The sequence below is a fragment of the Intestinibaculum porci genome (assembly GCF_003925875.1).
In the GTDB taxonomy this organism is placed as follows: Bacteria; Bacillota_I; Bacilli_A; order Erysipelotrichales; family Coprobacillaceae; genus Intestinibaculum; species Intestinibaculum porci.
Window position 1 is genome coordinate 2,419,886 of record NZ_AP019309.1, and the last position, 13,090, is coordinate 2,432,975.

General features: G+C 33.0%; 8 protein-coding genes. All 8 read right to left on the reverse strand.

Going from position 1 to position 13,090, the window contains the following annotated elements; genetic code table 11:
• Nucleotides 1-27: 27 nt before the first annotated feature.
• The gene (locus SG0102_RS11540; RefSeq protein ID WP_125120064.1) at nt 28-1,785 is read right to left on the reverse strand and encodes a DUF5722 domain-containing protein; all 1,758 of its coding nucleotides are present in this window, start codon (nt 1,783-1,785) and stop codon (nt 28-30) included.
• 76 nt (nt 1,786-1,861) lie between these two features.
• The gene (locus SG0102_RS11545; RefSeq protein ID WP_125120065.1) at nt 1,862-3,595 is read right to left on the reverse strand and encodes a DUF5722 domain-containing protein; all 1,734 of its coding nucleotides are present in this window, start codon (nt 3,593-3,595) and stop codon (nt 1,862-1,864) included.
• Nucleotides 3,596-3,660: 65 nt separating this feature from the next.
• Nucleotides 3,661-5,121, reverse strand: coding sequence for a flippase (locus SG0102_RS11550; RefSeq protein ID WP_125120066.1), 1,461 nt, complete (start codon nt 5,119-5,121; stop codon nt 3,661-3,663).
• A gap of 61 nt (nt 5,122-5,182) precedes the next feature.
• The gene (locus tag SG0102_RS11555) at nt 5,183-7,171 is read right to left on the reverse strand and encodes a DUF5722 domain-containing protein (protein WP_125120067.1); all 1,989 of its coding nucleotides are present in this window, start codon (nt 7,169-7,171) and stop codon (nt 5,183-5,185) included.
• 14 nt (nt 7,172-7,185) lie between these two features.
• Nucleotides 7,186-8,646: a flippase gene (locus SG0102_RS11560; RefSeq protein ID WP_125120068.1), complete on the reverse strand. Its 1,461-nt coding sequence runs from the start codon at nt 8,644-8,646 to the stop codon at nt 7,186-7,188.
• A 32-nt stretch (nt 8,647-8,678) separates the two neighbouring features.
• On the reverse strand, nt 8,679-10,661 hold the full coding sequence (locus tag SG0102_RS11565) for a DUF6077 domain-containing protein (RefSeq protein WP_125120069.1): 1,983 nt from the start codon (nt 10,659-10,661) through the stop codon (nt 8,679-8,681).
• A 32-nt stretch (nt 10,662-10,693) separates the two neighbouring features.
• Nucleotides 10,694-12,028 (reverse strand): hypothetical protein, encoded by a 1,335-nt coding sequence (locus tag SG0102_RS11570; protein ID WP_125120070.1) that lies wholly within the window; start codon nt 12,026-12,028, stop codon nt 10,694-10,696.
• Nucleotides 12,018-13,007, reverse strand: a complete 990-nt coding sequence (locus tag SG0102_RS11575) for a hypothetical protein (RefSeq protein ID WP_125120071.1) — start codon at nt 13,005-13,007, stop codon at nt 12,018-12,020. The genes SG0102_RS11570 and SG0102_RS11575 overlap by 11 nt, the downstream gene beginning before the upstream one ends.
• Nucleotides 13,008-13,090 lie beyond the last annotated feature (83 nt).

Here is a 13,090-nt window from a genome sequence, read left to right on the forward strand (position 1 = left end):
AAAATTATATAAATTTAATATATTATACTATTTTTTTAAATAAATCTTATTCAAATCCCATTGCTTATTCCAGTCAAAGCTACTGGTATAAACAGTCATAGTATCTTTCCAAGATTTAACAGTCCCTTTGGCAACACTCATTTCTGTCTTGCCATCTTTATTGAAATTAATATATTTCAAATAAGGATTAGCGTATTTAGTGGAATCTTTGGTATCAATGTACTTATAAACCGTATAAGCTGGTTTCTTTTTATTTTTTGTATCTAATAAGCCACAAGCTAAACCATTCTTGGCTTCTTCTGGATGATCATTTAAGCGATAATAGTTGAAGCTTTTCACAAATGGCATTTGTGCAACTTTATAATAAACCTGAGCTAAAGTGGCTGCTTGTTCGTTTAACCCTTGCGTAGTGCCTTTTGAGGAAGAAGCACCACTTTCAGTTAAATAAACACTGCGCTGTTTACCCTTATATAGGAGATCAGGCTGTGATAAATACTGATTCCATAATTCAAAGTTGGAGAAAGTAATCTGTGGTGATGTTTTATAGTTACCTGTTAAAGCTTTATAATTGACATCACTAGCAGCTAGATTACTTTTCGTATTCACTGTTCCATAACAGTGTGGTCCGATTGCCCAGTCATAGGCTCCTCTAGCATTAGTATAAGAAGCTAACCAGTTAACCATATCTTTAGGAGCTAAGGAAGCACCAGGACATTCTTTAAACATTTCGCCGGCACTCTTGGCCCAGTAATGCGTAAATGGAACAGCAACATTCACATCAGCTGCATATTTCTTAATAGCTAAGTTAGATAAACGTAAAGCACGAGAGTATTCTTCCATGAAGGTATTTAAATCATCACAATCATAGAAGTAATGCGTAAAGTCAATCTCATTAGAAATGACATATGTCGAAATTAATCCAGTCGCCGCTGACTGAGAATAACGATGAGCTAAGAATTCCATCATGGCAATATACTGATCTCTGCCAGTATCATTAGATGTATTCGTCCCCATTAAAATAGTACTCTTCGGCGAGTTATAACGTAATGACTGAGAGAATAAGTTCATATCATTATTTTTCCAGGCATTACATACAGCGATCACGTTCATACCTGCCTGACTAGATGCTTTTACAACGCTATCAATACTATCTACATTAGCTTTATTGAAATAATATGTTTTACCATTTACTTTCATTGAATAAGCATCGGCTGGATGCGTATTCGCATAAAGTAATGTTCCTAAATCTAGATTCATTGTAACTGAATTAGCACCTAAATCTTTCGCATAATTTAAGTTAGTACTGTTTTCATTAAATAAGCCTTTAATAGACTTTTGTTTTAAAGCTATATTCTGCTTTTCGGATGCAATATTTGTAGCATAGAATGGACCATACAATAATTTATTTTTTTGAATGACATAATACTTGTTATATAAACCATCATAACCATGCGTATTATATCTTTTGACTGTTAATGTTTCACTTTTACCACAGTTATAATCACCTACCAGAGTACCAGTAGACTTCACCTCTTTACTAATACCTCTGATGTGATCATCATTGCAATACTGATTGGCTCCATAAGCATAGACTTTCGCCTTTCCGCCACTGCCAATCCCCTTTAACTGTATGATAACCTGATCTTTTGAAACGGTAGCGGTGGCTTGTCCTAATTGCTTTAACGGTGTGGTGTTCACTTGTTTTTTATCCCTTGGATAAAAACAAGCCAAAGCAACGGCAATGACAATAACGACCCCTACGACTGCAAATACTTTCTTTTTCATAGTGTTCTCCTATCTTCATAAAATATCATTACTAGTATAAAAAAGCGGGGGATCTTATGTCAATCCCCCACCTGCACTATTTACGATAAATATTGGACCATTTCCATTTTTTATTCCAGTTGACTTTTGTTTTATAAACTCCCATAGCATCTTTCCATGATTTCAGTTTCTTTCCCGATACTTTGGTTTTGCCATTCTTATAGTAGCTTACATATTTCAGATATTTCTTAGTCTTACTATTAGATGATTTAGTATCAATAGCTTTATAAATATTGTAAACTGGCTTCTTTGATCCATTAGGCTTTAATAAGCCACATGTTAAACTATTTTTAGCTTCTTCTTCGTTATCCTGTAAACGATAATAGTTATAAGACTTGACAAACTTTAAGTTAGCCACCTTATAGTATGCCTGAATAAGGGAAGCAGCTTGTTCATTAAAACGTGCAGTAGCTTTCATATTTCCTGAAGAAGCACCACTTTCCGTCAGGTACACACTTCTTTGCTTTCCTTTATATTTTAATGCACTTGTAGATAAGTACTGATCTAAGATTTCAAAGTTGGTGAAGGTTAATTCTTTTGAGGTCTTATAGTTTCCATTGATCGCACCTGTTTTGGTATCATAGTAAGCCTGATTAGACTTCGTATTAATAACACCATATGGATGTGGTGCAATTGCCCAATCAAAAGCACCTCTGGCATTGGTATATTTAGCTAACCAGTCTAACATCTTTTTCGGTGCAAATGATGGACTTGGACATTCTTTATAAACCTGTCCGGCACTTTTTGCCCAGTAATGAGTGAATGGAACAGCGACGTTGGCATTTGACGCATATTTTTTGATTGCTAAGTTGGATAATCGTAATGAACGTGCATATTCTTCCATATATTTATTAAAGTTGCTTGTTGAATAGAAGTAATGCGTAAAGTCAATTTCATTACCAATCACATAAGTACTGATCTGACCTTGTGCTTTTGACTGTGAATATCTGTTAGCTAAGAATTCCACCATCGCAATATAATAATCTCGACCTTTTCCATTTGATGTATTCGTTCCCCATGTTGTTTTACTAGCAGATGAATTGTATCTCAATTCTGCCGGATAGTTTGCATTGCTTTCTACCCATGGAATTAATACAGCAATAACATTCATACCGCGACGATTAGCATCTTGAATTTTTTGATCATATTCATCCACAACACTTTTATTAAAATAATAAGTTTGACCATTACTTTCAAAGGAAATAGCATCACTTGGTGCAGTTCCTGAATCCTGAGAATAAATCAAATTTTGTAAACCTAAGTTATAAGTAATTGAAGTTGCTTTTAAATCACTAGCATAGGTTGCTTTTGACAAATCATCTTCAGTATAAATCCCTTTAATAGACTTCTGAGTGTATCCCACTTTACCATATTTTGCTGCTACACTCGTTGCATAAATAGGCCCTTTGACAATTTTATTGCCACTTAAGATATAGTACTTATTATAGAGATGATCTCTTCCATCATTTCCATAACGTTCCCAAGACAATGTCTGAGATTTTCCCTTTGTAATAGAGCCAAGGTCAACCCCTTTTTCTAATACATTTGTACTGATCCCACGCATTTTATCCCCATTAGGATATTCATTAGCATTGTACGCATAAAGGTGTCCACTAGATGTTGGCTTCGTCACTTTAATAGATATTATATCAGCGCCAGCACTAACACTTAAACCTGTGGTCGCTTTTGCTTTAGCGTAGCTTTGACTTGTACTTACGGTTGCCATCATACTCATAGAAAGTAATCCAGCTAAAATAATTTTTTTCTTCATGTTATTTTTTCCTCCATATTATTAGTATAAATGACCCTATTTTTTCATTCAAGAACTATCCCATATTATCTCAAAAATTTCAGTTTCAGGCGATCGATCAGACTTAGCAATAAAGGATTTTTAAACAGTGCTAAAACGATCATATAAACAATAACGCCTATGCCAAAAGTAGCTAATAATTGTAATAAGATATTATGAAATGCGGAATGAACAATTATCCCTGTAATTAAGATCAGCCCTGAACCACAAATTGATGAAATGAAAACATGATCATGGGTCAAGAAATCTTTGAGATGTAAATGATCTTTGAAGCTGTAATAAACACTGATCAAAAACATGATCATTTCCGCCATCAGCGTTGTCAGAGCAGCCCCATTATATCCCCATAAAGGAATCATGATGAAGTTAGAGCCGACATTGACTAAACAGCTGATCACAGTTGCCATGAGATATACATTATCTCGCTTATAGAGCAGAAGTACACCTGAAGAAAATAAGCAGGCAAGAGACGCAAATAATAATGCAACACTTAATATTGATAAAGGTATAGCCCCTTTACCGTACTCACTGCCACCTACGATTAACATAATCGGATGGGCAAGAATAAGCAGACCGCAAACAACCGGTAAAAGACAGGTTAAAAGGTAATCTAAAACCTTTTGGATCAAATGTTTATACTCATCCTGCAGCTGATGTCCTAAATAAAAGGATAAACGGGGAATTGCCACCATAATCACTGCGTTGATCACATTCTTGATCGTACTATAGATTTTACTTGCGAGTGAATATATTCCTACTGTCTTAGAATCTTTGAAATATCCTAAGATCGTAATATCTGAACTGATGTAAAGCACCATGGCAAGATTGACAAAGAATAATTTAAAGACTGGCTTCAAATGTTCTTTACATTGCGCTATGGGAACAAAATGAAGATGTACATAACGTTTGATATAAAAGATATTAAAGAGATTGCCACCAGCAGCAGCCATCACCATAATGAACGCATAGATAATATAATCATGAGGCGTTCTCACAAATATAAAGAGACAAGCTAAAGCGATGAGTTCAACCACAATATAGCGGACTGTCATATAGTAATAGTCTTCATAAATCTGGTTGATCCAGTCCGCTCCAATAGTCGTTAAGATGATAATCACTGACTGAACGAGAATAAGCATCCGATAATTTCGCAATTTCACACTGAAGACTAACAGAAATGCCATCACCATATACGAAATCACAGTTGCGATGACATTAACAGTGAACAGCTGTGAGGCAAAGGCATTGATCTTATCATGATCATCACGAAATCTCGGGCCTTCTCTTTGTGCGTAATTAGAAATACCAAGCATAGCAAGTAAAGCAAGATATTGAATAATACTATTCGCATAACTGACCTTGCCATAATGGGAAGCTCCTAATACTCTAGAAGCATATGGAATTGTAATCAAATGAATACCAATACTTATTACTGTTTTCATGATATTAAGTATCACATTCACTTTAATAGAACGAACCTTCTTCATTGATGTTTCCTCTTCAAAACAGGAGTTATCCTGTCATAGAATAACTCCTCCGTATTTTTCATTATCTTGTTGTAACTATCTTCTTCTGGCTATATCCATAATACTTCTTACCACCTACTTTATGATACGAAATAACATGTAGGATATATTTCTTTTTATGTTTTAATCCCGTAACAGTATAACTTCTTGATGATGTTGTTTTACGCTTTGAACCGTTGACATAGACTTCATAACCAGATGTTTTAGATGATTTACCCCAGGCAATTCTAATTGAATTTCTTTTAATGCGGGTAGCTCTTAAGCTTTTTACATTACCTGCTTTTTTACTTTTCAAATCTGAACGAATGACCTTATTCATGTTCCAAGCTTTATTCCAATTAAATGATGAAGTATAAATAGTCATTGCTTTTTTCCATGATGTAAAGTTCTTAAGAGAAGTTTTCCCGTTTTTCTTAAAAGATAAATATTTTAAATACTGATCTGCATATATTGAACCTTTATACGTATCAATGTACTTAAAGGCATTGTAAGATAGTTTCTTCTTTCCTTTTAAATCAATAAGCCCTAAACGTAAATCATGTTTTGCTTCTGATGGTTCATCTTTAAGACGATAATAGTTAAAAGCTTTGATAAAAGATAAATGAGCTACTTTATAATATCCCTGTGCTAAAGACATTGCCTGATGCTGACGAGATTTTTTAGTATCCGTAGAAGATGACATACCCGCTTCCGTTAAATACACAGAACGTAATTTACCTTGGTATTTTAATTGAGATTGAGAAAGATAAGCCTGTAAGATTTCCACATTACTGAAAGTAATGTACTTAGATGTCTTATAATTACCATTAATGCCTTTAGACATAACGTCTTTTTTAGCCATCTGACTAGACGTATTCCATACACCATAAATATGAGGTGCTAACCCCCAGTCATAGGCACCACGTGCATTTGTGTATTTTGCTAGCCAGTTAACCATATCATAAGGTTTTAAAGCACCGCCTTTGTTTTCTTTACCAAGCTTTTTCACATCACCTTTCCAGTAGTGGGTGAATGGGGCAACCACCTGAATCTGTGATGAATATTTCTTGACAGCAAGATTAGATAATCGTAAAGCACGTGAATATTCTTCCATAAATTTATTCAGGTTACCACAATCAAAGAAATAAGGTGTAAAATCCACTTCATTGCCAATAACATAAGTCTGAATAAGTCCTTGTTCTTTACTTTGAGAATATCTTTGAGCCAAAAATTCCATTGCGGCAATGTAATAATCTCTACCTACATCGTTTGATGTATTAGTCCCCATAAATGAACCTGAGTTACCTGCATCATATCTTAATGAAGAAGGAATATTATTCATACTTGCATGTGCAGAAACCAACACAATACCAATAACGTTCATATTTCTAGATGTTGCTCCCTGTACTAGAGAATCATAATGAGCCATTGCCTCTATATTAAAATAATACTTTTGGCCATTTGAAGTAAACTCAGTAGCACTATCCGGTGCTTTTCCATCAGCATAGAGCATACTGCTTAAATCAAAATTAATAGTAATTGATGAAACCCCTAAATCTTTCGCATACTTCATATTTGTGCTATTTTCATTAAATAGTCCTTTAATAGAAGATTGCTTAAATTTAATATTCTCTTCATTTTCAGGTGTGATTGATGTAGCATAGATCGGCCCTTTGATAATTTCATCATCTTGTACTAAATAGTATTTATCATAGAGACTATCACGCCCATTAGCATCATATCGATCTCTTGTAAATGTTTCGTTTGTCCCACAGTCATACTCACCAACTAAAGTACCAGTTGATTTAACATCTTTACTGATACCTCTGATTTTATCCGCTGTATAGTATTCATTAGCCCCGTAAGCATAGAGTTCAGCCGTGCCCTCATCACCGCAGTTATTCACTTGGATAGTAGTCTCTGTATCATCCACACTGACAGTGATCTTATTGCTTGCTGCTTTAATTGGTTTGATGCTCAGTAGAGAGAAAACCATCAGTAATGATAATACATACGCTATTTTCTTCTTCATAAAATTCTCCTTCATTATTTCAATAATTTAGACTTTAGTGCACTAATTACATAATCATAAATAGGATTATGTAAAATCTTAAGTATACAAGCATATACTACTACACTTACTATAACTGAAGCTATAATAATCAGTATTTGCGAAGAAATAAACATCTTCACGCTTAAACATGAGATTACAATTCCTAACGTTCCTAATACAGAGGAAAACACGACTCTTGTATTACCAAATATTTCTCTTTTATGTTTTTTGATATTAGGTATTTGTAATGAATAATAGGCAGTGATACCCATCATAATCATTTCCGCTAATAATGTTGTGAATGCAGCTCCATTATAGCCCATATAAGGAATTAATACGAAATTAAGAACGATATTTGTCATGGAACTGACAATCGTCGCCATCAGGTACACATTATCCATTTTATACAAAAGAATAATACCGGTCGCAAAAAAACATGCTAAAACGGCAAAGAATAAAGAAACACTAAGGATCTGTAATGAAATATACCCTTGGACATATTCACTGCCGCCTAGTAAATACATAATAGGACTAGCCAGCATAAAAAGGCCACAAATGACTGGTAAGACAAAAGTAATTAAGTAATCAAAGATATTATGAATCAGTGCATTAAACTGTTTTTCATCCTGATGTCCTAAATAAAAGGCTAGACGTGGCATGGCCACTGTCATAACTGCATTTAATACTGTTTTAATGGTACTATCCACTCTTGAAGCAATCGTATAAATTCCAACATCCTTATTGCCTCTAAAGATCCCTAATATAGTAATATCTGAAGAAACATAGATCACTGAAGCCAATGAGACTGCAAAAAGCTTGATCGTAGGCCCCATGTGCTTCTTACATTGGCATAATGGCACTAAATGAACAATTGTATATCTTCTGACATAGAAGATGTTGAGGAGATTTCCACCCGCATTGGCTATAACCATAATCAAGGCATACGCTAAATAGTCCTGACTGTTTCTCACAAAAAGAAACAGCCCTGCTAAACATACTAACTGAATAATGATGTATCTTAGAGTGATATAGAAATAATCTTCATAAACCGCGTTGATCCAGTCCACCCCTAAGGTTGTTAAAATAATCATTAATGACTGAACTAAAATGACAACTTTATAATTACGCATTTTTGCGAAGATGAAGAAACAAGCAAATAATGCAAGATAAGAGACTATTGTGGCAACCACATTAATAGTAAATACTTCCGACGCAAAATTTTGAAACTTTTGTTTTTGATCTCTGAACTGTGGTCCTTCTCTTTGGGCATAAGTGACAACTCCTAGTGTGGCAAATAAAGCAAAATATTGAATGATACTGTTACACCAGCTGACAATTCCATAATTGGCTGCATGTAAGACACGTGAAGCATAAGGAATCGTAATCAGCGGAAATATGATACTGCATATGGTTTTAAGTGTATTGAGTATTGCATTGATTTTTACAGATTTCATAATACTTCACTTTCTTAAATATCTCTCATCGACTAATAAACAAATTTTTTATCAATTTTAATCGTACTTGTATCTTTGTACATCAGCCAGTAGTCTTTCCCTGAAATTTTAGTTATCCATCCATGACTTTTTAAATCATTTTTTATATTTATTCGAGTTGTAAGGATATAATTACATTTTGATACCTTCAATATGCCTAGAATATCATTATAATTTTTCTTTCCTGCTAAATAATTAGCTATACTTTCAGTATTTTGTTTGGATAAGAAATAATACAATTCGATTCTATTAGAGCTATAAAGTAAACAATGGCTGTCAATATACGTATGCTCATAAGGAATACTATATTCTGACATTAAACGATATTGTCCATATTTTAAAGTGTTAAAATATAATCCAGTCTGAGCAATAGGCGTTGGCAACATATACTGATTAGCTATTACAGGCTTTAATGAATAACCAACTGAAGTCATATTATCTTCAACAAGATTATATTTTTTTAATGTATCATTATTGATATATATGCCTGTGATCGTAGCGAATACAATAACAAAAGATAACATTCCACATAATCTTTTTGCTCTATTTTTATAGGTTATCAATTTGACCAAAATCATACCGCAGTATAACATGCACATCATAAGTAATGAAGTCAACATTCGTGCACCACCGTATGAATTAAATGATAACAAAGTCAAAAGATAAGAATTTGTATCAAGTCTAAAAATTAAGTAGATCAGTAATAAAGAAAATGAAAGTAAACGATATTTTCCATGATCTAAATACATCATATAAGTTATTGACGCAAATCCCGTTAAAGCAAAGAAATCATAAATAAAAGCATTCGCATAATAAAGCTCATATGTTTGCGCATTATTATCAATATTTTTAGCAATCCAATCAAACGAAGATAAGATCGTATTGCTAATAATGAGAACAATGAAAGCTAGGGAAAGAAATATAATAGAATAATAGACTTTCTTTTTTCGTGTATCGAACTTATAAAGAATCATTCTTTCAATCTTCGCCACAATCAGTACTAAAGAAACAATTATAAAATAGCTAAGTGCATTGGTTTGAAATGATAATAAGGCAAGCAATATAAATATATAGGTCAGAATATAATTTTTAGATATCTTTTTTACCCAAAAACTGCCGAAGTACAAAAAGAGCGACAACGAAAATACACGTGTAACAGATCCGCCATAGAAAATAGCAGTTTGAAAGCGCCAATTTTCATACATTCTAATTTTAATCGGTAAATTTCCTCGTGATGCATAGCCCGATGGTATCATCAAAAAAGCAAATACCATTAATGAATACTGTGAAATCGACTCCTTCAAGAATAATCCAGCAAACATTGTATAAAGCAAGAATGTTAAATAGTAGTTATGAATCACCATAACGAAACGGCAGAAGAACACTGGGGAAATATGGAAATAAGAGCATAAAGCACTATATACAAGTTCATATGTATTAAACATCCGATGTCCTTGTGCTAAAGCATTAGCAAGGTGACCTGATGTAGAGATCACATTGCCATAAAAGTAGTTTTGATTTAATAAATGTGGGGTCTGAATTAAATGAACCACTTTCGCAATATAATAGTCATCATTATAATTATTAAGATAATAAGGCTGTGTGTTTGTTACTGACAAAAGAGTAAATAAACAAGTCAATAAATAGACAAACCAGTATTTCTTGAAATGACATTTTAACGTTTTCTTTGAAAGCTTACTTTTGTCAAAAGTCATATGATAGTGACGAATTGTAAACACCAGACACAAAATAAGAACAAGGGCATAAACAATTGCAAATAAAATCCATGACAATGACAATAATTGCATTGGAAAACCAATAATAAAGCCAATAAAGAAGACAGTAAGAAATCCTGTTAATATACGAAAGGCATACTGATGCTTTTGTACATGGAACATTTCCATAAGATGACGGCCTAAAATATAATATATAATTGTAATGATAATAAGAAATATTGGCATTAATACATAGTTCATAACGGGTACCACCACTTACTGAGTTCCTGAAATTATTTTATTACAATAAATCCTTCAATAACTTTTCCTTTTTGAGCATAATAGGAAATTGTATCATAAAGTTTTTTCATATCAGATGACTCATTTTTTTCTAATAAAATAACACGATCTACTGATAAAAGCTGTGAAAATTCTTCTTTTTTCATCGGCTTATGAGCAAAAACTATTATATTATTATCTTTCGCTAAACGTTTTAATTCATCAAGATTTTCGTTAGATGTCGTTAAAGCGATAGACTGATCTTTGAATCTTTCTTTGACATACTGTAATTCATTACTAATAATAGATTCATCAAATTCTCCATCATATAGAATTGGCAAATTAAAGGCATTTTCAATTTCTTTAGCGTTATGCAGTTTACTTGAAGAAATATACTTGATAATAAGGATACAAATATAGAACACAGTTAAAACTGCTCCTACTAAAACCATAAACTTCACAAAAGCAGTAACTGAGAATACTTTTTTCCCTGTTTTCACTTTTGCAAGTTTGTTCAAATAGCCAAAGTAAGTTTGTTGATCAGCAGATAATGTATTGTTTAATAGACCAATCGCATTAGTAACCGTTGATAACTGATTCGTATATGTGTTTTTATCACCATTGATTTGCGAGTCTGTAACTTTACTATAGCTCTTATCTCCTAATGAATAACTAAAATTCCCATAATTCTTCTTTAATGTATTACAAATTTGACTGAATCTTTGTTTTACATATTTACCAATAGTATCAACCTGATTCTTATTCTGATCGCTGATATAAATGATGATATTAGCCGCATTTTGCTGTTCACCATTGTTTACCTGAATACTAGAAGAGTTATTCAAATCATTCCCTACTAACACATTTACAAGAGAATTAAACTGTGTAAAAGAAAGATTCTGATTAAGTTCTTTTTTACATGCATTATATAATGATTCATCAACTAATAATGATTTGATACTTGTCGCAATATCATTAGCTTTAGTAGAATTTGAAATTAAATAAACTAAAGATAATTTTTGCGAATTATTTTCTGTTAAATTTAAATAAACAGAATCATCCATAAATTTTTGAATACTGTTTTTCTGATTCATTAAGCTTGTATAAGTTTTAAACGCACTTTCGGCCTGATCAGCCTGGGCATCACCAATTTGCAGTCGCATAGCTGCAATACGACTTTCTAGCTGATCCCTTTCTGTAGATGATACATAAGCTTTTTTTGTTGCAGCACAAAACCCAGCCCCAATAAGCATACCCACAATTAATACAATCAGAATCTGCTTATATTGTTTTACAATATATGTCAGCATATCTTTTGGACTGAATGACTTTTCATAGTTATAATTCATATTCTTCTCCTTTTACATTGCTTCGATTTATTTGAGGCAACGGTTTCTCTGCTTGACTTTCAAAGAAAGTTAAATACATATAAATATAAATAATAGATGCGGTCGTTGAATAAAGTAATGGATTTGTCGCCGCAATAAACAAATATCCAATAAATGTCAGTTTGACTAAAATACTGTAATGTCCTTTAAGTGGATATAAGATACCACCGACAAAGAGCACTGTATATATAATACCAATCTGACGTACTAATTCAATAAATGACATCTCGGCTGAAGCTTCAAAATCACTTCTTCCTAAATTGTAGAACTCACTTCCCATGCCAGTGCCAAATAGGATATTATGTGCATGTGAGAACAAATGTTTGTAAGATTCCATCGTACCAATTCGAATACTATCAGAATAAGTTGCACCTTTAGAGCTCATCATCGATGTCAGTTTTTCTATAATTAATGAGCTGCCAAAAAGCAAAATAAGAGCAAGCATAAAGATCGCTAAACATTTAACAATCATTGCTGGCTTTGTCATTCCTTGCTGTTTAAAGATAAAAATGACGACTAACGCTAAGGCAATAAGCACATTTGCTCTAGTTCCGGAAAAAACTAATCCTAATACACTTAATAGCGTAATTGCGAATTGCTGTCTTTTTAGACTTTCGTAAAGCAATATGACAAATAACGGTGATGTTTTAAAGAATACTTTATAATAGAAAGCATATTCAGGAGATTTCCCCATAACCCCCATATCCGTATTATAAACAAAGTTACGAATTGCATTATTGCCATTCACATTAAAGACGCCAGCTTTATCTGCTAGTACAAGTAAAACGGTAATGCCAGCTAAACCCATTAATAAATAATAAAGAATATCCTTAAATTTATAGTTTTTTTCATAAATAGGAATCACCAGCATGACAAGTACCGGCGTATAACTTGCCCGTAAACTTGTTATTGGATCCTGCGAGACCAATGTAGAATGCAAAATTATAGCTATTGGTAAAAAGAACGCAAAATAAAGAAGTGATCGATATTTTGGATTGGTAAAGATTTTAAAAATAGTCTTTC